General features: G+C 49.0%; 17 protein-coding genes and 1 pseudogene. 6 read left to right on the top strand and 12 right to left on the bottom strand.

What is annotated here, in order from left to right; translation table 11 throughout:
* Positions 1-118 precede the first annotated feature (118 nt).
* Positions 119-292, bottom strand: a complete 174-nt coding sequence (locus GC093_RS03475) for a hypothetical protein (protein WP_171650463.1) — start codon at positions 290-292, stop codon at positions 119-121.
* 400 nt (positions 293-692) lie between these two features.
* On the opposite strand from GC093_RS03475, the gene mtnK reads away from it, so the two are divergent.
* Together mtnK and mtnA are read left to right on the top strand one after the other, a co-directional pair.
* A complete protein-coding gene (mtnK, locus tag GC093_RS03470; protein WP_171650462.1) occupies positions 693-1,898 on the top strand; it encodes an S-methyl-5-thioribose kinase in 1,206 nt (401 codons plus the stop codon).
* An 80-nt stretch (positions 1,899-1,978) separates the two neighbouring features.
* The gene (gene mtnA, locus GC093_RS03465; protein ID WP_171650461.1) at positions 1,979-3,061 is read left to right on the top strand and encodes an S-methyl-5-thioribose-1-phosphate isomerase; all 1,083 of its coding nucleotides are present in this window, start codon (positions 1,979-1,981) and stop codon (positions 3,059-3,061) included.
* A 458-nt stretch (positions 3,062-3,519) separates the two neighbouring features.
* Here the strand turns inward: mtnA and GC093_RS03460 are convergent, their stop codons facing one another.
* The 9 genes and pseudogenes from GC093_RS03460 to GC093_RS03420 form a co-directional block, all read right to left on the bottom strand.
* Positions 3,520-4,383, bottom strand: a complete 864-nt coding sequence (locus GC093_RS03460; protein ID WP_171650460.1) for a sugar phosphate isomerase/epimerase family protein — start codon at positions 4,381-4,383, stop codon at positions 3,520-3,522.
* Between the two features lie 57 nt (positions 4,384-4,440).
* Positions 4,441-5,325, bottom strand: a complete 885-nt coding sequence (locus GC093_RS03455; RefSeq protein ID WP_171650459.1) for a carbohydrate ABC transporter permease — start codon at positions 5,323-5,325, stop codon at positions 4,441-4,443.
* A gap of 36 nt (positions 5,326-5,361) precedes the next feature.
* Positions 5,362-6,231 carry a carbohydrate ABC transporter permease gene (locus tag GC093_RS03450; protein ID WP_171650458.1) on the bottom strand — a complete coding sequence of 290 codons (870 nt, stop codon included), beginning with the start codon at positions 6,229-6,231 and terminating at the stop codon, positions 5,362-5,364.
* 156 nt (positions 6,232-6,387) lie between these two features.
* Positions 6,388-7,722 carry an extracellular solute-binding protein gene (locus tag GC093_RS03445; protein ID WP_171650457.1) on the bottom strand — a complete coding sequence of 445 codons (1,335 nt, stop codon included), beginning with the start codon at positions 7,720-7,722 and terminating at the stop codon, positions 6,388-6,390.
* Between the two features lie 160 nt (positions 7,723-7,882).
* Entirely contained in the window at positions 7,883-8,974 is a 1,092-nt protein-coding gene (locus GC093_RS03440) for an alanine racemase (RefSeq protein ID WP_171650456.1), read from the bottom strand.
* A 131-nt stretch (positions 8,975-9,105) separates the two neighbouring features.
* Positions 9,106-9,981 (bottom strand): annotated as a pseudogene (locus GC093_RS03435) (sugar phosphate isomerase/epimerase family protein).
* Positions 9,982-10,014: 33 nt separating this feature from the next.
* Positions 10,015-11,073, bottom strand: a complete 1,059-nt coding sequence (locus GC093_RS03430; protein ID WP_171650455.1) for a Gfo/Idh/MocA family protein — start codon at positions 11,071-11,073, stop codon at positions 10,015-10,017.
* A gap of 98 nt (positions 11,074-11,171) precedes the next feature.
* On the bottom strand, positions 11,172-12,737 hold the full coding sequence (locus GC093_RS03425) for a response regulator (protein WP_171650454.1): 1,566 nt from the start codon (positions 12,735-12,737) through the stop codon (positions 11,172-11,174).
* Complete coding sequence (locus tag GC093_RS03420; protein WP_246313317.1) at positions 12,734-14,563, bottom strand: cache domain-containing sensor histidine kinase; 1,830 nt, start codon at positions 14,561-14,563, stop codon at positions 12,734-12,736. The genes GC093_RS03425 and GC093_RS03420 overlap by 4 nt, the downstream gene beginning before the upstream one ends.
* A gap of 174 nt (positions 14,564-14,737) precedes the next feature.
* Between GC093_RS03420 and GC093_RS03415 the strand changes: the two genes are divergently transcribed.
* From GC093_RS03415 to GC093_RS03400, 4 genes are all read left to right on the top strand, one after another.
* On the top strand, positions 14,738-15,400 hold the full coding sequence (locus GC093_RS03415; protein WP_171650453.1) for a helix-turn-helix transcriptional regulator: 663 nt from the start codon (positions 14,738-14,740) through the stop codon (positions 15,398-15,400).
* Positions 15,397-16,509: an alanine racemase gene (locus GC093_RS03410; RefSeq protein WP_171650452.1), complete on the top strand. Its 1,113-nt coding sequence runs from the start codon at positions 15,397-15,399 to the stop codon at positions 16,507-16,509. The genes GC093_RS03415 and GC093_RS03410 overlap by 4 nt, the downstream gene beginning before the upstream one ends.
* Before the next feature lie 33 nt (positions 16,510-16,542).
* Entirely contained in the window at positions 16,543-18,150 is a 1,608-nt protein-coding gene (locus tag GC093_RS03405; protein WP_171650451.1) for an N-acyl-D-amino-acid deacylase family protein, read from the top strand.
* Between the two features lie 82 nt (positions 18,151-18,232).
* Positions 18,233-18,697, top strand: coding sequence for a RidA family protein (locus GC093_RS03400; RefSeq protein WP_171650450.1), 465 nt, complete (start codon positions 18,233-18,235; stop codon positions 18,695-18,697).
* 106 nt (positions 18,698-18,803) lie between these two features.
* On the opposite strand, the gene GC093_RS03395 is transcribed toward GC093_RS03400, so the two are convergent.
* Together GC093_RS03395 and GC093_RS03390 are read right to left on the bottom strand one after the other, a co-directional pair.
* The gene (locus GC093_RS03395; RefSeq protein WP_171650449.1) at positions 18,804-21,974 is read right to left on the bottom strand and encodes an alpha-mannosidase; all 3,171 of its coding nucleotides are present in this window, start codon (positions 21,972-21,974) and stop codon (positions 18,804-18,806) included.
* A 53-nt stretch (positions 21,975-22,027) separates the two neighbouring features.
* Positions 22,028-23,053, bottom strand: coding sequence for a LacI family DNA-binding transcriptional regulator (locus GC093_RS03390; RefSeq protein ID WP_171650448.1), 1,026 nt, complete (start codon positions 23,051-23,053; stop codon positions 22,028-22,030).
* Positions 23,054-23,061 lie beyond the last annotated feature (8 nt).

The following is a 23,061-nucleotide window of genomic DNA, read 5'->3' as shown; positions in this document are numbered from 1 at the left end:
AAAACCTCTTGATAGTCAAGCTTCATTAGTAGCGATGATGTTTTTCTTTTTGGGCAAGTTAAAAAAGAGCACCATCGGTACCCTTTTATAAACATATATATTCAACTTGTACGTCAGCTTATTTATTTACATTTACAAACATAGCAGGTTCATGAATGCGTTCATATTGCTGCTGGTTTACCTTCATTGGATTCATCCCTACTACAGCTTGATTTTCCTGAGAAGTCAGTCCAAGCGTCAATACTACTCCAAGAGCAGCGGTAGCAAACAATAGTCTCACGATTAACTTCATAGTTATGAAAACCTCCTGTTATGCTTCGATTAAATATGTAAACCTCTGCTTAACCCTCTCAAAAACAACAATCCAAAAACGCTATAATAATTGACCTTACCTACTTCTATTTTATAAAGTAAGCATCAAGTGGATGTTAAAGGAACGTGTTTTTTTTGTAAATATACGCTTTTTTATTATAAATGCAGTTAGAAGGCCACTTAGCAACACTCATATAATTCAGGTCTGATTACTTGGGATATCTTCCAAGATGACGAACATTTTGCTATACTAGATTGTGATATGTTTACGGACTAAGCCTATGCTTACGAAGAATAGTTTCTTTGATAATCCAGCGAAAGCTTTGAAGCCCGTTTTTGCTGATACAATAACTCTAACTCTTAAGGAGGAATTATTTTTAATGACTACATACCATGCTTTTACTGAAGCTGAAGCCGTTGAATACGCGCGCACTATTCCTAATCTTTTTACACCGGGTAGCGAGCTAACAAGCCGTGAAATCGGCGATGGCAACTTAAATCTCGTATTTCATATTTCCGAACTGTCTACTGGTAATAGTATTATTTTGAAACAGGCACTTCCCTATGCAAAGGTCGTCGGTGAATCATGGCCGCTCACTTTGGATCGCGCTCGGATTGAAAGCGAAGCCTTAATTATTCAAGAATCGTTGTGCCCAGATCTAGTTCCGCATGTTTTTGTGTATGAAAAGGATCTCGCTCTAACCGTTATGCAAGATTTAAGTGATCATGTTATTATGCGTAAAGGACTTATTGAAGGAAACCGTTATCCGTTATTTGCTCAGCATATAGCTCGATTTTTGGCACACACCCTATTTTACACATCAGACCTTGGTATGAATCAACAGGAGAAAAAGGAACGCGTTAAGCAGTTCATTAATCCCGAGCTATGCAAAATTACTGAGGATTTGATTTTTGACGATCCTTATCATAATGCTGAAACCAATAACGTTCCTCCCGCTATTCAAGATGCAATTGAAGCAGTCTGGCAGGATAAAGAGCTACATTTGGAAGTAGCTATTTTAAGAAACAGCTTTCTGACACATGCTCAATCACTGCTTCATGGCGATCTGCATACCGGCAGTATTTTTATTACGCAGGAATCCACTAAAGTTATCGATCCCGAATTCGCTTATTATGGTCCCATGGGCTTTGATATCGGTGCCGTGTTTGCCAATCTGCTCTTGAACTATGCTGCTCAGGAAGGCTGGAGCAAGGATGCAGAGTCGCGTGCGGACTACCGTGGCTATTTGCTCGGAACCATCAAGGATGTGTGGACATTATTCCAAGGCGAGTTCCGTTCTTTGTGGAGCTTGTACGGTGAAGACCGATTGTCCAAGACAGAAGGTTATCAGGACTGGTACATGCAGCAGGTACTGCGTGACACTATTGGTTATACCGGCAGCAAGATGGTCCGCCGTGTACACGGCTTGGCACAGGTTGCCGACATTAATAAGCTTGAAGATGAAGCGGCTAAAGAACGTGCCCAACGCATCGCTCTGAGGATCGGAACAGCACTCATCAAACATAATCGTCAAGCCCAATCGATTGATGAACTGTTGGAAATTGCAGTTAAGGCTGTGGAATAGGTTATTCACACCTATGTTTACTGCTGAAGGAAGATACTTTGCGGAACAAAACGAAAGAAGAATAAAGGAGACACTCTATTATGGGAACATTAGATAATCAAACGACTGCGGACTGGCTGCAATCAGTCCGTTGGAATTCGGCAGATAACCAGCTTGATCTGCTGGATCAGCGCCTGTTGCCGGACGAGATCGTATACCTGGAGCTGACTACGTCAGAGCAGGTATGGGATGCAATCAAGCAGCTTGCGGTCCGCGGAGCGCCGGCGATCGGCATCGCGGCGGCGTTCGGGGTGTACCTCGGCGTGAGGGAGACAAGCGGCAGCCGGGAACAGCTGCTTGACGAAGCCGTCAAGCAGTGTGATTATTTGGCGACGTCGCGCCCGACGGCGGTGAACTTGTTCTGGGCGCTGGATCGGATGAGACAGCGCGCAGGAGCACTCGCTTCCGCCGGCGGCGAGCCGGAAGCGATGAAGCAGGCGCTGCTGGATGAAGCGAAGCTCATCCAGAGCGAGGATGAGGAGACGTGCCGCCTCATTGGCGAGCACGCGCTGGCGCTTTTCGAGGACGGCATGGGCGTCCTCACGCACTGCAACGCGGGCGGCCTCGCCACCGCCCGCTACGGCACGGCTCTTGCGCCAATGTATTTGGCGCAGGAGCGCGGCATACACCTCAAGGTGTATGCCGACGAGACGCGGCCGGTGCTGCAAGGCGCACGCCTGACGGCGTTCGAGCTGCAGCAGGCCGGCGTCGACGTGACGCTCATCTGCGACAATATGGCAGGCGCAATCATGAACAAGGGCTGGGTGCAGGCGGTAATCGTCGGTACAGACCGAGTAGCAGCCAACGGTGACGTCGCCAACAAAATCGGCACATACAGTGTTGCCGTGCTTGCGAAGGCACATGGCATTCCTTTCTACGTGGCATGTCCCATGTCCACGATCGATCTGAATACTCCTAACGGAGATGACATCCCGATTGAAGAGCGCCATGAGGATGAAATTACACAAGGCTTCGGCAAACGTACAGCTCCACAAGGAATTAAAGTGTACAACCCAGCCTTTGATGTGACGCCTAACGAATATGTTACAGCCATCATTACAGAGAAGGGTGTTATTCGAGCACCTTACAATGAAAATTTAAAAAAGCTATTTGCTGAAGCATAAACTTGAGGACCGTCCTGACACCTGGACGGTCCTTTTCTTTGCAACCCTCTACGTGTGTGCGTTGGGGAGGGAATCGGTGATGCAAATAAAGCATCGTAGTTCCGTTCCACCCGAATGACCACGTGTGCATGACAAAATAGCGTACCTCAGTTCCGCCACCTGACGAGTAATTGATTCGACATGATGTGAAGCTATTCTGAGATAACCTCTTTACCTATTTCAAAAATCGGTGAAAATTGTAACGAACCTTTTTAAAGGATAGCCTCGATCACCCCAAAAGCATATAAATTTTGGCTATATACTTAGAAAAGCCAGACATACCTATTAGACTAACCATTTTCATTAGCGTATTATCAAAAAAACGACCGTTTCTCTTCAATGAGAGCGGTCGCCTTTTTGTTGTTTTTAGACAGATTCTTACTTTCACAAAATCGAGTTTGTCTTTGACTATCTCACACTTAAGCTTCATCCCATAACCGACGCGCGTTCTTGAAGCCAATGCTCGTTCCGATCTTGTCCTCCTCCATACCTTCGAACTCGATCGAGATCGGACCGTCATACCCGGCTTCCTTGATTACCCGGATTATTCGCCGAACATCCATGTCGCCCTGACCCAGGATAGATCCCCGGATGTAATTGCCGTTCCATGTTTCTAGCCAGCCTTCTCCGGGGAAGTTGTCGCTCTTGCGTATGAAGAAATCTTTAAAATGCACGATCGCGGCAGAGGCGATCGCCTGTTTTACAGCGGCATACGGGTCTTCGTCCACGCACAAGAAATTACCTATATCCAGCAGCAGTTTGAAATTTGAGCGATTAACCGCATGCACAATACGGAGTGCTCGATCACTTGGTGTGACATAAAATCCGTGATTTTCAATTGTTGTAGTAATGCCGAACCTAGCCGCATAGTCAGCGATGGTTCCGCACGCCTCTACAATGCGCGAAAAATCTTCTTCGAACTGCCCTGGGCGCTCTTGTTTTTTCGCCCATGGGACAACATCGTGACGCATCCGCGAGGAACCGAGCCGTGCCGCGGTCTCGACTTGTTTCTTCAGTCGCGCGATTTCTTGCTCGTACTCCTCCAATGTTGGTTTCAGCACATCCCCCGCTACTGCGAAATTCGCCACTTCCAGACCGAGCTGTCTGCCTTGGGCGGCAATCCTATCAGCAAGCTCCGGCTGCCCATCCAAGTCAATACCGATCGGTGTGATTTCCACGTGGTCGGCTCCTTGTTCCTTCATCCACTCCATCGCCTGCAAAATATCGGTCTCCTGAGCACGAAGGCTCGGAGCCAAGCAATACGAACTGATACCCAGCTTCACACTTGTTCCCCCTTCCCCAGTCGGGAAATTTAATGCTGCGAAATGACTTGCAGCGATTTATCCTTTCACCGCACCCGCCACCATGCCTTTCATGATTTGCTCTTGAAAAATCAAATAAATGATAATGGTCGGAATGACTGCTATCGCCATAGCTGCCATCGTCAAGCTGTAATCCGTGCCATAACCGTCAGAGAAAATCGACAAGCTAAGCGGCAGCGTTTTTAAGGACTGTTTATTAATAAATACCAGTGCGAAGGCGAAATCATTCCAGAACCTCAGAAATGCAAGAATAGCAACAGTAGCCATAGCCGGGATTGAAAGCGGGAAGATCACCCGGAAGAATATACCCCAATATCCGCTGCCGTCGATCATTGCTGCCTCTTCCACTTCTTTGGGCACCGATGTCAAATAAGCGGCAATGATGAAGATGGCAACGGGTAATTCAAACGCTGTATAAGGCAAAATTAAAGCCGCATATGTGTCCAGAATCCCCATAGTTTTCATCATAATAAACAGCGGCACAAGTGTACTATGAATCGGAATGAGCATCCCGAGTACGAACAACGCCAGGATGGGCTTTTTGAACCGGAATTCAAGACGCGAAAGAATATAAGCCGAAAGTGAGCCAAGTAAAATGGTCAAAGCGAGCGAGCACAGCGTCACGATAACGGAATTGGCAAACGCTGTGCCGAGGCCCGCTACTTTCCAAGCTCGTGTATAGTTTTCTAATTGCCAAACGGAAGGCAGTGAGAACGGCTTGCCAAAAAAATCTTGATTCGATTTGAACGAGCTGATAAACAGCCAAATGAGCGGATAAATCGTTGCCAGCGCGTAGACCGCCAGCAGGATGCTTCCCCCCCATGACGTCCCTTTCTTAATGGCTTTGGAGAGAGGGCTATGACTCGTACCCACTGGTACATCGCCGGAAGTTATCGTCTTCATATCAGTCCCCTCCTTCTTAGGTTGTCTATTAAAAGCTTACTTGCGCTTCATCAGCATCTGGCTGCCAAGCACCAAAAACATACTGATGATGATGATCAATGTAGAAACAGCTGAACCGTAGCCGTAACGGAAGATTTCGAAGGTATTGTTGTACATATACGTAGCAAGCAATTCCGTCGCTTGCGCCGGCCCCCCGCCTGTCATGACGTAAATGAGATCGAATGCCTTCAGACTGCCCGATATACAGAGCACTATTGCGACTTTGATCGTATCCCAGATCATCGGAATGACAATCAAGTATAATCTCCTGGCTTTGACGGCACCGTCGATTTTGGCGGCGTCTTCCACTTCAGATGGAATATTTTGAATAGCGGCAATAAACAGAATTAAATACGGTCCAATGTTTGCCCAAATGATCGGGATGCTGACCGAATACATATTGATTTTGGGATCGCCAAGCCAATCACGGATCCATGAGCTTAAGCCTACTTTATCTAAAATGAAGTTCAATATACCGATTTCCGGATGGTAGATGTAGCCCCACATGATACCGATCACGACAGATGCGACAACCATCGGCATGAATACCGCCGAACGGACAAACCGGTGAAAGAACGTGCTTTTCCACAAAATAAGCGATAGAACGAGCGCTATCGGCACTTGTCCGAAGATTGAGGCGCCGACGATGATCAAGTTGTTTTTAAAAGATTTCCAAAATATCGGGTCCTTCAACGCTTCGATGTAATTATCAAATCCAATGAACTTTGAAGCTCCAATGCCTTTCCAATCGTAAAAGCCGTAATACGCCGACCAAATGATCGGAACGATGACGAATACCAAATAGATTAGCAAGGCAGGAAGCAGCCCTAATGTAATAAATCCTCTAACACGGCTCGTGGTCGCCATAGCTGGCCTCCTTTGTGCTTGCTTATGATGTCATTGCTTATTGAGATTGTTCAAAAAGTCCCATTTGAGCTCTCGCTTATATATGCGATATCGGCTTTTCCAATGAAAAAACCGATATATCATCATGAAAAGCTCATTCATTGCGAACACAAGGAATTACTTGCCAAGTGCTTTCACTTGTGCGTCCTGCAGCTTCTTGGCTACATCCTCTGGTTTGCCGCCAATTAGAAGCTCCTGCAAGCCGTTGTTGATCGCTTCCGTGCCAGCCGATGTCAGGTACGCGTCGTATACCGGCGTCAACTTCACGGATTTGTACAGGTTAAACGCTTCGAAGAATAACGGTGTCACTTTGGATTGATCCAGGTCGATTTTATAATTAACGATCGAGTTGCTGTGCGCGATGGCACTAATGCCTTCCGGACCGCTAACTGTGTAGATCAATTCTAGAGCCGCATCAAGCTGCTTGCCCGTTGCCTTTTTGCTCAATGCCAAACCGCCGCCTGGACCACCGGAGATCGAGTTCGGATCCCCCTTACCCCCAGGAATGGATGGTAGGACCGTCACTTTAACCTGGTCAAGCTGTTCTTTTGTACCGCTAGCCGCCATGTTGGTCAGAGCCCATGCTCCATCGATCATCATAGCCGCCTTGCCTTGAATGAAGTACTGCTCCATTTGCGTATTGTCCAAGCTGTTGAAGCCTTGTTGGAACGCACCTGCATCAGCGAGGCTCTTCATATTCGTTAGCGCTTGCACGAATTCCGGATCGGTGAATTTCGCCCCATCCTGCTTCGCAGCTTTCAAGAACCACTCAGTTCCGGTCACACGATCGGCAAGCGACGACAGGATACTGGACTGCGCTAGCCATGCCGCTTTGTTCCCAAGCGATATCGGCGTCACTTTGTTGTCTTTGAACGTTTTGATAGCAGTCGTCAGCTCGTCCCACGTAGTTGGCACTTTCACATTATATTTATCAAAAAGCGATTTATTGTAGAAAAACAAAGAGGTGGCCGAGCCGCTTAATGGCGTTGCATATACTTTGTTATCGAATGAAAGAGGATCGAATGCCCCTGGCGTGAAGTTCTTTTTCCAGTCCGGATTTTTGTCGAGCAGCTGTGAGATCGGTTGAATTAGCCCGCCATCATAAAACTCCTGAATCGACGTTCCGGCATTCGTGTAGAATACGTCTGGCATTTCATTGGCGGCCGCTACCGTTTTCAAGCGTTGACGGTACCCGTCTGGAGGAATCGCTTGCGCATCCAGCTCCACTTCGGGGTGTGCGGTTTTAAATTTTTCGATTTGCGCGCGAACGGCTTTCGCTCTCAAATCATCTCCCGAGAAGTTATGCCAGATGGATAGTTTGACTTTTTGCGCTGGCGGTTGCGCTTTTTCTCCTCCGGCCTGTGCGGTCTTCGCCGGTTCATTGCCACAAGCTGCGAGTATCGTCGACAACGCAAGCACGGATGTACAAACTATGATTGCTTTTCTTTTCATATTCAAACCCTCCTCTTTAATTATGTCCTTAGTATAGGCTTAAAAGAATATTTGCTGTAGGGGATATCCTACTGCCATAGGGTAGACATAATTCAGTTTTTCGTTGCTTCGCCAAATTTCATAACCATAAAATTCAGCATGGCTGTAAGTCTTTTCTTCCTTAATCGTTTCGTCCCCGGGCATCAACTGGAATGGACATTTCGAATACTCCCCCGCGTACCCCATTAACCGCATCGCATAAATTCGATACTACACAAGAATGGTTCGGGATAATTTCTATTCGGTCTCCGACGGACAACATCGTTTGGAACGGGTCAAACTCCAAAAATCCGTGTTCTTCGTTCAATCCCGTTATCCGTAATTCGGGACGTCCGACTACGATTCCGAATCCGTCCCGATGGTGCGCTAGGTCGCTCGTTAATGTTTTCGTTCCAGAGTCGATCGTCGCTCTGCCCGGAAACGGTGTACTGACAACCGTAGCGATAACCCGTAGTGCGCAGTCAGTCTCTTTCGCAAGCCCCAAGGAGACGCCTGATGCATCGAAGAAAATGTAATTTCCTGCGCGCACCTCCGTCACCCCGATCAAATCCTCGCACAACAGTGCCGATGGAGTCGAGCCTGCACTGATAATCTCTATAGCAAAGCCCGCATCACGAAGCATCGATACCGTTTCCTGCATGACAACGGACTCCGTTCCTACCGCCTGCCGCAGCCCTTGCTCGTCACGGTTACGGTAAATCATTCCGAAGTAGCCCATGATCCCGTATATACGAATACCAGGCATCACCGCAAGTTCCCGGGCAAACGAGAGTGTATCATCACCAGGCTGACGTCCGCCACGATGCAGCCCTCCGTCTATCTCTATCAGTACAGAAACCGGTAGTCCAGAACGCTCGCCAACGGCAGATAACCCTGTAGCCCCTTCGAGGCTATCAACGACAGCAATCACATGAACCTGACTATGCAAAGCTTCGAATCGGCGAAGCTTGTCTTCACCGATGAGTGGAAATGCGATCAGAATATTATCAATACCAGCTCGAGCGAACGTCTCCGCTTCGCCAAGCTTGGCTGCCGTAATGCCAATAGCTCCCGCTTCAAGCTGCTTTCTGGCGAAATAAACCGATTTGGTCGTTTTGATATGTGGTCGATGCTGAATACCTTGGGCGCTAAGCCTCTCCGCCATTTGCAAAATATTTCGTTCGACGATGTCCAAATCGACGATGACCGAAGGTGTCGTAAGCTCAAAGTACATAAGGTTACCCCTTTCTCGTTAGAGCATGCATTAAAAACAAAAAGCTCCTGTTCGGGAGCTTTTCTAAGAGAATAGCAGGATGACAAAAACAACGGGATAGTTTCTATAAATGCTCCAATTTTAACAATCAATTATTTATAACGCCTAATAAATTCGACTGCCTTGTGGATGTCGATTTCGGGTTGTTGTCCAACTTCACGTTCTATCGTCAAGTAACCCGCATACCCGATTTCCTGCAACGCAGCAAAATAGGCATCGAACGCCACTTGGCCTTCACCGGGTGGCACTTCCTTGAAGATCTCTCCTGATGTGACCATCTGAGCGATTTTGCCATGATCCATTGGTTCATAGCCAAGGGCTCCATATACTTCCCGCGGGTCTACCTCGCGATAACGAATGCCATCTTTCACGTGTGTTGCACGATATAATCTTTAAGAATATACACGCCTTCTACCGGATCGTCACCAGTCACCATAACCATGTTTGCCGGATCGAAGTTAACCGATACGCCGTTCGTGCTTAGTGTATCGAGGAAGCTTTTCAGATGGGCTGAGCGTTCCGGTCCGGTTTCGATCGCAAAATACGCGCCAACACTTTTCGCATATTGGCCCAGCTCCTCGCAAGACGTTTGCAGGCTGTTATATACTTCACCGTTCCGGTCATCCGGTACGATGCCGATGTGCGTGGTTACGATGTTCGTTCCAAGGTCTAGAGCCAGATCAAGAATACGCTTGGATTTTTCTACCTTCATCTTGTTCGCGTTCATATCTTTGGAAGCCATGGCCTCCTAGGTCGCCGCACAAAGCCGAAATTTCAAGCCCGAGCGATTGGATATACGCTTTCAGCTCTTTACGGTCGCTGGCGGACAAATTCGCTGGATCCATCTCGCCGCTTACGGCATAAATCTGGACACCATCGGCGCCGACATCCTTAGCCTTTTTCAGCCCTTCGCGAACACCAACCTGGAAGCTATCAACTATGACGCCAATTTTGTTCGTCAGTTTCATGATTCTGTCTCCTTTCCGCTCCATGATTTCACATTAGAACCGAATTTCATGTCCTTTGAGGCTCGATTCGTAAATACCGCACAAAATTTTCGTAATTTCCACACCATCCTCAACTGGGCTGATCAGATCAGTTCGGCCCAGCACACTGTTGACGAAATGGTTAATCTCATTCTGGAATGCTTCTTCGAAGTTAAAACCTGGATGGTCAACCTGAGGATGCATATTCAGAATCGTATCGTGCTTCTCGGAGACGATTACGAAGCTCGGTTCGATCTCAGCTCCGCCTTTGTCGCCAAAAATTTCAACCTGCGAACACGACGCTTTGGCATGAAGCGCAAAGCTGACATCTACGTACAATGATGCCCCGTTCTCAAAACGGATCAACGCGTTCGCCAAATCTTCGACCGTGTTTTTCGATGCATCAAAGTCGGCAGCCTTGTAGAAATTCAGGTTGTTGATGTTGGAACGGTTACCGAGCTTTTTATAGGTATTGCCTGTAACCGAAACAACTTTCGGACGCCCCATCAAATACCAGCACAGGTCGATAATATGCACGCCGATATCCATCAGCGGACCGCCACCGGAACGTTCTTTATCAGAGAACCAACCACCCGGGTTGCCGAGACGGCGCAGGATGGATGCTTTGGCATAATAGATGTCACCAAGCTCGCCCGCATCGATGAACTGCTTCAGCACTTTTGCGCTGCCGCTGTAACGACGCACGAAACCAACCTGCAGCTTCTTGCCCGAACGCTTGACCGCTTCTTGTAACTCAAGAGCTTTATTAATATCTGTGCTCATCGGCTTTTCGACGAGGACATGCTTGCCCGCCTCAAGCGCCGCGATACTGATTTCAACATGTGTGTTGTTCCACGTACAGATGCTGACAGCATCAATTTCTGGGTCTGCGAGCAAATCATTGTAGTTCGTGAATACCTTCCTTGCGCCATACTTGTCCGCTTTCGCTCTAGCTCTTTCTTCGATCAAATCGCATACGGCAACCAGTTCAACCTCTTCGTTGTTCACATAGGAATTGAAATGGACATCGGAAATCGAACCCGCACCTATTACAGCTATTCTTAATTTACTCATAGGTATGCTTCCCTCCTCTAGATCTCTACGTTTTGAAGTATAGCTGCGTTATAGCTATTTTCAAATGGGTCATTCTTCGGCATTAGGGGCGAATGAATTCAGTCGTTGGGGAATTGACGGAATTTAGAAGGTGTAGAACCCATATATTTTTTGAACTGCTGGCTAAAATATTTAATATCCTCGTACCCCACTTCGCCAGCCACTTCACTAATTTTTTTCTCAGTGCCACGCAAAATGTTCGCTGCCCGGTTCATCCGCTCCTGAGTTAGAAATTCCATATAGCTTTGCCCTGTTTCTTTCTTAAACACTTCGCTAAAATGATTCGGATTCAAATGAACGAATTTGGCTACCTGCTGCAACGATACATGCTGGTCGAGATGATCGCGGATATAGGCTGTGGCCCGATGAATGTACGAATATCGGCTGCCGCTAACCAGTTCGTGAAACGCGTTCATGACAGAGGACAGATACTTGAACAGTTCATCCTCAAGCCGAATATCAGGCTCAAAAGCAAAGGTCGGAGCCGATCCCGTTTCAACGCCATTATCCTTCTTAGCACGGTCAAGCCAGCGATACGCTGCTATGATGATCGATTGCAGGAACGCTTGAAGAGTCGCGGGAGTCACCGTTGAATCCTCCATCTGCTCACGCACGATCTGGTTCGTCCAGTGGCGGAGCTGCGTTGCATTGTTGTTCATCAGCTTTGCCGACAACTCGTTTTCTTCCTTCTGTGAGCAGACTGTTCGCCCACCACCCCGGTACTCCACATCCTTCTTCTCGTAAAGTCCTTGATCACCAAACAAGATGCGATAGGAGAACACATTCTCCGCCTCCTCGTAAGAACGGCGCAGGTCGTCTACAGACGTTACTACGTTCCCTGCCGCTGCAAATACAGCGCATTTGAGAGTATCGCTCACCCGGAGGATCGCCCTCTCCAGCTTGTTCGTTCCAGCCTGCCCACCCTCCGTACGGGAAACAACGATAATTTTGTTGCTTTTGAGCAGCGTTACGCACGGAAGAAGCTCAAACAGCATATTCTCAGCTGCAAAGAGCAGGCTGGTAAACATAGATTCTCCCCAGCCTGTAGCTCCAATCAGTATTACGCGCAGGGGCTGGCAGATGCCGCTCGTTTCTTCGCGAACGACTTCATTGTGCTCAAGCCAACTTCTCACCGGTGTCAGTGAAGCACCTGCTATCGCCGCCCCTTCGCTGCTCCCCGTCAACATCCGCTCGAATAATTGATTTCGCAGTGCAGCCGCTTGTACCGATTCCTTCTTCATCATCTCCCATTTTTCAAGCAGATTTTGCTTCGCCTTCATCGTAGCTTTAATGATTTCCTCGGGACCGCTTGTCTTCAACAAATAATCGGTCACTCCTTCACGGAGCGCCTGCTGGGCGTAGCCGAAATCGTCGTACCCGGTCAGGATGACGATCTCAGTGTCTGGCAGAATCTTTTTGATTTCCTTCGCAAGTTGGATCCCGTCCATCCCAGGCATGCGGATATCGGTGAGCACTATATTCGGCTTCTCGGCCGGAATACGTTCAAGCGCCTCTTCTGCCGACTCTGCCGGAGGCAGTAGCGTCAGGCCGAGCTCCTTCCAATCAATTACCGTACACAGCCCTGTACGGATAATGAGTTCGTCGTCAATGATCATAATTTTCATGGCGTTTCCTCCAGAATGGGAATGGTGAATGAAATTCGTGTGCCGCCGCCTGACTCACTTTCGATGTGCAATCCGTTCTCGCTACCGTAATGCAGGAGCAGCCGACGGTGAACGTTGCGCAAGCCGTAGCCCGATTTCATCTTTTGCGGATTGTTGCCCTCCATCTCGGAAATGCCGCTCAGTTGGTGGCGTATGTTTAGCAGCTTCTCTCTTTCTATGCCAATTCCGGTATCCTCAACGATGAATGTCATCGAATCGGAGTATCGCTCGCCGTGCACGTAGACGAAGCCTTTCCCATTTTTCTTCTGAAGACCGTGCATGATGCTGTTCTCAATCAAGGGTTGAAGCAGCAGCTTGAGCATCATTCTTCCTTGCAGATCGGAATCGATATAGAACTCCGAATCGAACTTGTCCTGAAACCGTTTCGACATGATACGGATATAGTTTTGCGCGTGCGCTACTTCCTGCTGCACGGAGCAAAACTCCTCACCGTTGTTCAGGCTGAACCGCAGGAAGTCGCTGAGCGCGCCAACCATCTCGGCGATCTGTTTATCCTTGTTCATCAAAGCCATCCAGTGGATGGATGACAATGTATTGTACAGAAAATGTGGATTGATCTGGGCCTGGAGCGCCTGTATGTCCACTTCCTTCTTCATCGCCTCGTTTTGCTGCAGCTGGACCTTTAGCCGCTGGATCCGGTTGCTTAGCATATTGTAGCTGTGAAGCAGCAATCCCACTTCATCCTTACTCTTGACCTCCATCGTTGGGATCGGCTCGTCAGGATTGATGTCTTTGAGCTTCCGCGCCATTTCGGTCAGCGGCCGCGTAACCCATGTGATGAAATAAAGCACAAGCGCCATAGCTAATAGCGCCGCTATCCCGATAGCATAAGCCGTTAGAGCGAGAACGTATTTATTCTGCGCGGTATACACCTTCGTTGGGATAACCCCGATGAGGGTCCAGTTGAGGCTCGGAAGCGTGTGATAGAGCACAGTATTGCTCTCGCGTTCCGTCGCATAGTTCATAGCTCCCCCAGTCCCTTCCAGTTCACTGAGGTTCGGTAGCATTTCGCTGAGCTGAAGACCCAGCCCTTCGCTGGTTTGCGAAGACAATATCCGGTTATCCTGGTCAACTAGCCAGATTGACCCCTTCTCCTCCCAGCCTGCGTCCCTCAGAATACGCCTTACTTCCGCTTCGTCGATGCTGATCGAAAGATTGCCCGTCCTTTGAAAATAATTCATGTTCCGAATTGGCCGAACAAGGGAGACCACCCGTCTCAGACCGTCATCCGTTGTCTGGTTTTCGTAAAGCGAAGTCCACCATTTGCTGTTCGACTCATAAGCTTTCGTGTTGGATTTCAATAGCTCGGGCAGTCCTGATTTCAACACAGTCGTATTGGATAAGGCTGGGTAGCCGCTATCCGAAGTAATCGTAATGTTGGAGATATATTTTTTGGAAGACGCCAAATTCATGAGGAATGCGACATTTTGCGAATACAACGAAATATCCACCCGCTCGTTGTCGAGATACGACTGAATATCCTTTTGCCCTATTATGAATACCGACATATTCTCAACATCGCGAACAATAAAGTCCAGCTTGTCTGAAATTTGCTTAAGCGTATTCATCCCGGACAGCTTCTCTTTTTCTTCGGTCAAATTCGAAGCAATCCGGTACGAAATGACGCCGGTCGTGAGGAGCGGGAATATGACAGCGACAAGCAGCAGCAGAGACAATTTACTTTTTAATGATTTTGTGAACCATAGGCTCATACGACCACTCATTTCCATTGATGTCGGCTTGCGAAGGCGCAATTGAAAGCGCATGCACTACTAGCTCATAGTACCATTTTTCAAATTATCGGGTTAGCCCCAAATAACGGATTAGCCTCTCTCAAACACTATCATACTTTTTTTCATTCTAACATACTTTTTGTTTGACATTTTATATGTTTGTGTTAATCTTTAGCCATAAATAATATTGGGGAGGTCCAGTGGAGAGTGGAATCGATTCAAAAGGAATTTGAATTTCTGTCTGATTTGGTGCAAGGAATCGCCGCTCAGTTTGGGGAGTATTGCGAAGTCGTGCTTCACGACTTGACCCAGCCTTACGAAACTACGATCGCGGCCATCGAGAATGGCCATATCACCGGCCGAAAGGTCGGCGACCCTGGCACGAATCTCGGACTCGAGCTGCTGCGGGGCAATCAGGTCAACGGCAACAAGTTCAACTACGTTACACAAACCAAAGACGGCCGTATTCTTCGTTCCACTTCCATGTACATGAAGAATGCTGAGGGTAAGACAATCGGAGCTCTTTGCATCAATTTCGACATCACCTCACTTATGATGGCGGAGAAGACACTACAATCATTAAGCATAGCTTCGCTGCAATCCGAGGTCAAAGAGTCGTTCGTGACGAACGTCAACGATCTTATGGACGCATTAATTCAAGAAGCTCAGGAGCAGATAGGCAAGCCCGTGGCGATGATGGCGAAGGAAGATAAGGTGCGCATGATAGCGCTGCTCGACCGCAAAGGAGCCTTCCTGATCAAAAAAGGCGGAGAAAAAATAGGCAGTTATTTAAATATTTCCAAATATACACTGTACGGCTACCTGGAGGAAGGCAAAACCATATACCCTGAAGGGATGGATGAAGCATGACTAAACAGTTCGAACCTGAAACTCCCTGTGTTGTCATTGACTCGGAAATTATGGAACGTAACATCCTCGCCATGGCAAATACTGCTCAGCAAGCCGGCTTGAACTTACGTCCCCATGCGAAAACACATAAGATGCCATGGATCGCCAGAAAGCAGATCTCAGCTGGCGCCATCGGCATCACAGTCGCCAAAGTATCCGAAGCGGAAGTCATGGCCGACCACGGCATTGATGATATCTTCATCGCCTACCCGCTGATCGCGCCTGGCAAGATCCAGCGGGCGCTTGCACTCAATAAGCGAATCCGGTTAATAGTCGGCTGCGACAGCATGGAAGGCGCCAGACGGTTAGCCGAAGCTGCACTGCGAGCCGGACAAACATTGGAAGTCCGGCTGGAGGTCGACACCGGGCTTCGGAGAACCGGGGTGCCTTACGAGCAGGCAGTCGAGACAGCCGTACAGATTCACTCCATGGAAGGCTTGAGCCTCACCGGCATCTTCACATTCCGAGGCGCGATGCTTGCAGGCAAGCCAACGATGAATCTCGCTGCTGCTGGCGCGGAAGAAGGTCGGCTGATGGTGGAGCTCGGGGAAAGCATACGTGCCGCTGGCGTACAGATCGCCGATATTAGCGTCGGTTCGACACCAACCTCGGCCTTCGCTTCCGAGGTGAAGGGGATAACAGAAATTCGGCCAGGCACCTACGTGTACCAAGACCGGATGCAAGCAGCCTTTGGTGTGTGCGGGCTAGATGATTGCGCCGGAAGCGTGCGTGTGACGGTAGTCAGCCGTCCATCGCCGGACCTGGCTGTGATTGACGGTGGCAGCAAGACGTTCGCCACCGATGTGCAGCCGAACGCCGCCCCCTTGCACCTTGTAGGATTCGGCCATGTGGTCGGACTTGAAGATGCCGTTTTCGAACGGATGTCGGAGGAGCACGGCATGCTCCGTCTCGGCCCACTTGCCCAAAATTCGGGCCTGCAGGTCGGTGATGTCCTGCATATTATTCCAAATCATATTTGCAGCACAGTCAATCTTCACAATACAGTTATTTTCTTACGGGATGGACGCAGCGAGGTGGAACCAGTGCTCGCCCGCGGCAAGCTGGAGTAATCGAACACTTCACTCTCAGGGAGGGTCATTTACATGTTAGATGTAGTCATTCGTAACGGCCGCGTCGTTGATGGCACGGGCAATCCATGGTTTTTCGGCGACGTTGGGGTGAAGGACGGCCAAATCGCCTCAGTCGGACGGATCGATCAAGAAGCGTTGCGTATTGTCGATGTTCACGGCAGCGTAATTGCACCCGGATTTATCGACGGTCATTGTCACTCCGATCTGATGATCTTCGATCATCCGCACAGTGAAATCAAAGTACGCCAAGGTGTTACAACTGAGGTGGTCGGCAATTGCGGTTTAGCTCCGGCTCCGTATGTAAAAACATATGCCGAAGCGTTAAAGAGCTACGTACAGCCGGTGCTCGGCGCTACAAGCTGGGAATGGCCGTGGGAAACTCCGGAGCAATACATGGAACACCTCGCGGGAAGCGGTCCATCGGAGAATTTGGCTACTTACGTTGCCCATGGCGCACTCCGCATTTCAGTCATGGGCTTCGAGAACCGCCCTGCCACGTCTCAGGAGCTCGATCGTATGAAAGCGATTCTCGAAGAAGGATTACGCGCCGGGGCGATCGGTTTGTCTATCGGGCTGCTGTATGCGCCAGGCAGCTACACCACCCGTGAAGAACTCGCGAATTTATGCTCGGTGCTGCCGAAATATGATGGTCTGCTTTCCACCCATATTCGGGGTGAAGGTAACAACCTCATTCCTTCCGTCAAAGAAGTCATATGGATTGCCGAGAAGTCCGGCATCCCTCTGCACATTAGCCACTTAAAAGCTGCTGGCAAAAAAAACTGGGGCAAGGTGCTAGAGGCGTTGGAATTGATCGAAGACGCCCGTGCTCGCGGCATGGATGTTACCTGCGACGTATACCCCTATAACGCTGGGTCCACAACGTTGACTACCGTGCTGCCTCCATGGGTGCTCGAAGGCGGCATAGAGGGTACACTCGCAGCTTTCCGCGATAACGACCTGCGCCGCCGCATCCGAGATGAGCTCGGCCAAGAGCAAACAACATGGGACAATCTTGTTTGTTCCACCGGTTGGCAGGCCGTTATCATTTCCGCTACTCATACGGAAGCGAACCGCCATTTGGAAGGCCTGTCGATTGCCGAAATCGCTGAGCAGCGCAGTCAGCATCCTGTCGACTGCATTATGGATTTACTGCTTGAAGAGAATGGCCGCATCTCTATCGTTTACTTTCATATGTCCGATGACGATGTGAAGCAAGTCATCGGTTACGAGAAAGCGCTGATCGCTTCAGACAGCTTGACTTGCGAAACCGGTAAGCCGCACCCACGCTTGTATGGAACATTTCCTCGCGTATTCGCTAAATACGTGCGCCAGCAGCGCATACTATCGCTGGAACAAGCGGTCCGCAAGCTAACGTCGTTCCCAGTACAGCGCTTCAAGCTTGGCAAGCGCGGTCTGATTGTTCCGGGGTATGTCGCCGATCTGACGGTATTCAATCCAGATACGATCCAAGATCATGCAACATTCGAGAACCCCCGCCAGTATCCAGACGGCATCAGCCATGTATGGGTCAACGGCAAAGAAACGCTTATCGACGCACAGCATACCTATGCTCGCGCAGGCAGTCTTATCCGAACAACATCCTGCTGCCACCATCACTAAGCGTCAAGAGCACTAATGAGCTCCAAAAATTTTATGACAGTATGACAAATCCATCAACTACATTCATTGGAGGTAATTTATTTTGGCTATGATCGAACAACGTTTGCAAGAACTTGGATTGGAACTTCCCCCTTCCCCAGAGCCACGCTTCACCTACGTCCCGTGCAACCGGACCGGCAATCTGCTCTACCTATCCGGACAGGACTGCCGTATTAACGGCGAGTTAATGTACGAAGGCAAAGTCGGCAGCGATCTGACAATCGAACAAGGACAAGAAGCCGCACGCCAAGTCATAATCAACTGCTTGGCCGTCTTGAAAGGCTACCTAGGCGATCTGGACCGCGTTGTGAAAATCGTCAAGCTGCTTGGCTTTGTGAACAGTGCTCCAGGCTTCGGCGATCAGCCCTACGTCATGAACGGCGCCTCCAACCTGCTCGTCGACGTTTTTGGTGAAAATGGTAAACATGCCCGCTCGGCCATCGGTACCAGCGATCTTCCATTCCACACGCCGGTTGAGATCGAATTGATCGTGGAAATCCGTGATTAATTATCAACTTTTCCACATCTAACCGCGAACACAAGCAGGCAAAGCAAACCCCCGACTCCATAATGGAATCGGGGGTTTGCTTGTTGAATAAAGCTTCTTGCCCGTATTACTTAGCTATATCGATCAGCAGCGTTTTGATCTCATAAGGCTTAACTGCCAGACGCATTACAGCATTGCTGCAAGCTTCACCGATAGGTCGCTCCATCAGATCGCTCTCCTGCCAGCTTACGATCTTATAGTCGCTCGACAGCTCCACCCACCCGCGCTGGCCGGCAAATTCATGGAAACGCAGCACTATGAGGTTGCTGTCTTCCGCTTTTTTCACGGCATCGATATGCACATGCACAGACGACAAACGGAACAGCGATGCCTCCTTGTTATCTGTTGCGGCACCAGCCTTGCTTAACAACGGCGCATTTATATCCCAAGCTTCCTGTACCGTGTGACCCTCCAGCCAATCTCCAGCATGTGGAAGCAACGAATAAGTAAATGCGTGATGCCCTTGATCTGCCTGCGGATCAGGAACAAGCGCCGATTTGATTAAGGTTAATCGCATCAGATTGTCTTTGATGTCATAACCATACTTGCAATCATTCAACAAGCTGACGCCATAGCCGCGTTCGGACAAATCGGCCCATTGGTGGCCTACTACCTCAAAGCGGGCATAATCCCAGCTCGTATTCCAATGAGTTGGACGTTTAACGTTGCCGAATTGAATGTCATAGGAAGCTTCCGTAGAACGAATATCTACCGGGAATGCTGCCTTAAGCAGCTTCCTCTGCTCATGCCAGTCTACAGTAGTTTGGAAATCAATTCGACGGGATTCACTGTAAACGATTAGCTCTTGCACAATCATTGAATCCTTATACCTCCAACTGAATCGCACAACCGCTCTTACAGGCCCGCTTTCCACTACCTCAAGCAAAGTCAGCTCACGGACTTCTTCCATTTTCTCCTGATAATAAATATCGATATCCCACGCCTCATGACGGCTTTTCGGCTTGTCTTCGAACACCTGAAATATATTTCCACGAGCGCCTGCCGCCAGTACCTCGCGTTGTGACGTTTTATCCCAAATGGATGTCAATTGACCGTTCCCATCCCATTGCAGCAAGTAATATGGCGTTTCAATCCCACTAGCGGTAGCAATAAAAGAGTGCGGCTTGTCGGTCTGCCCCGACTTCTCTGAGAGATAGCGAATGACACTAAAGCCTAAAGACGGTACCCCTTGCACCTTTACCCGCCAACCATCGGCACTGCGCTGGGCCCCTAACATATTCCCTTGCTCGTCCTGCCACACACCTTCCTTTGCAGCAGCTTCAAGGCTCCGGTCTGATTCTATAAACACTATTCCGCTGCGCTCCCAGCCTGAGCTGTTCCATACCGTATATTCCGCTATTCCAGTTTCAGGCTGCCGAACACTCAATGCTGAATCAGCATGATGGTATGCCGCTTGCAGCAGCCCTTCCGCTTCCTCATATTCAAGACGTGAATCGTCGTATACCTCTTGGATCGAAGAGCCCGGAATAATATCGTGAAACTGGTTGCGCAGCACAATCTTCCATGCTTCAGCTAGTTTGCTTTGATCGTAGAATGACCAATCGTTAGCATGCACGCTTCCCATGACACCCAGCCATTCCGCTTCACGAGCCAACAGCTCCAGCTTACGATTCATACGCTTATTATAGGCTTGACTCGTGTAGGTACCTCGGTGAAGCTCCAAATACAATTCGCCATCCCATGTATGAACATATTCATCCGTTTCAGCTACCGTTTGCTGCAGCTCTGCGAAATATTCATCCACGCGTCCGGTTGTCACATTCGGCACACCCGGCAGCTCACTTAGTCTGCGTCTCAGCTCCAGCATCTCGCGATTTACACCGCCGCCACCATCACCATAGCCATACGCAAGCAGCAATTCACGGTTTACCGGCTTATCTCTGTACGTTTCCCATATCCCGTTCACCGAGCTTGCCGTTACTTCTCCGTTATACGTATACAACCAGCCCCCTGCATTATCCGGTGTCGTGATGAAATGTGTCAGCACCTCGGTCCCATCAATACCACGCCATTGGAAGGTGTCATGAGGCATCCGATTATACTGATTCCAGCTAATTTTGGTTGTCATAAATGTATCGATACCCGATTTTTTCAAAATTTGAGGCAAAGCCCAGCTATAGCCAAATACGTCCGGCAGCCACAGATAAGTACACTCTACACCGAACTCCTCTCGCAGAAAACGTGTTCCATACAGCAGCTGTCGTACAAGCGATTCTCCAGATGTCAAATTACAATCTGCCTCCAGCCACATGCCGCCGCCTGCCTCCCATCGCCCTTCCTTCACCCGCTCTTGGATCTGAGCATAAATATCCGGGTAATCAGTTTTAATATAGTCATACAACTGAGGCATGGTTTGCAAAAACACATAATCAGGAAATAGCTCCATCAAACGCAGAACTGTCGAAAAAGACCTTGCCGCCTTCTCTCGGGTATGCTTCAGCCTCCACAACCAAGCAACATCGATATGCGTATGCCCGATGCAGCGAACAGTAACCGCATGATGCTTGGGCAGCTGCTGCACGGAGGTACGAAGTGTTTCTGCCGCAGCCGTGATTGAATCATAGAAATCCGCTGACCCTGGTCTCGACCAATCCACCAGCAAAAAGGCGCGATCTACAGCGGACAGCAGTAATTGACGCTCTGGCGAATGCTCATGAAGCACTTGAATAACCTGCAGCGCTGCACGAGCTGTATAATACAGATCATCCGCGTCCGCATCGAGCCAGCACAGTTCTGCTCGCTTCAGCTGGTGTTCCATTATAGCTAGCGGCTTGTAGCCGCCAAGACCGGACCACAAACGGAAGCACAGGCTAACAGTTGCGCCAGCTAGCTCTTCAGCGAAAAACACCTCTTGATGATTCGTATCCACACCTTGATACGGCTGCCCGTTCACATATAGCAAAGACTCAAAGCCCGAATTATTACCGCCTCCGCCCTTACCAAAATCAAATCGTCCCACAATTTTACGACCTTGCCAAGCAGCCGGCACAACTACCTGAGCAGCCAGCCATAAATAACGGTCCCTACCTTCCCAACGTTCGCCCAGACGCATTTCTCCACTGCCTTGAACTGAGCTTAACGGAAGCGACGGACGTTCCCCAATTACACCTTCGGGATCCTCCAGACTATGAAAAGATGGAATCAATTGTTTATCTCTATAACGAAATTCGTCTAGTTCATGAATACGGGCTGTCAGCTTTTCCAAAGTATAAAGCATATCTATCACTCCCTATCAATTTTAATAACACGTGTTATATTTAGTGAAAAAAATTAGCTTCCCACGCTGTGGCGAGCCACCAGCTGTGCGGAAACCGAAATTGTGCTTTTGTCCTCATAGGATCTCTGTCCATCAATATATTCCAATAAACGCAGCGCTGCCAACCGTCCCATCTCACGATAAGGAATCTCGATAGAAGTAATGGCTGGAAATAGATGCTGGTTGATCCGCTCTGTATTATCTGCAGCCATTACATGGATATCCTTGCCGATCTGAATGCCCTGCAGCTGGGCTGCTCGGCATACATAAACCGCTCCACGCGACCAATTGCTTAGTAAAGCAAAAGGTGTTCTGCGCTCCTGAATCCACTTCTTCCAATAATCAGCTCGTTCTTCCCACGGCCCATCCGCAGCAGAATACATTTGCGGCTGCAAGCCTTTGGCTGCACACCACTCCAAATAAGTTTGCTTCCGCTCATGGTCTCCCCATCCTAAGGGCGCATGCTGATGGAACATTTCCAAGTATGCTGGGGGAAGTCCCGTTTGCTTCCACAAATAATCAAGCGCTTTGCGGATACTGTCGCCATAATCCATTAGAACGGATGCTATACGATTATGATCTGGATATCCCTCCACTGAAACATAGGGCAGGTTATGCTGATTAATCAGCTCCACCCATTCCTCAGAAATTTTATTCGGCCGATCCAATGCAACAATACCGTCAATCCGCCGCTGTAAATACAAATCAAGCAGTCCCTTTTGATCGGTTACAGGACCCGAAGCGTATAGTAATAAGTGGTAGCCGTTTCCTGCACATACTTCCTGCATCCCTTCGAGCACCTGCAAAAAAAGTGCGTTCGAAACATTGCCGTAAGCAGCAAGACATTGGCTTTTTCCCGTCTTCATGCCACGAGCTTGTGCATCCACCTGATAGTTCAAATCTCGGATCGCATCCAATACGGCTGCCCGCTTCTCAGCACTAACACCTATGCCCTGTGTACCGTTCAGCACGGCAGAGACGACGCTTCGTGAGACTCCTGCTTGCTTGGCTACATCAAAGCTGGTTACCCTTTTGCTCATTTTATGAA

The organism is Paenibacillus foliorum (genome assembly GCF_013141765.1).
GTDB lineage: Bacteria > Bacillota > Bacilli > Paenibacillales > NBRC-103111 > Paenibacillus_S > Paenibacillus_S foliorum.
This window is presented reverse-complemented; position numbering and strand designations above follow the sequence as displayed.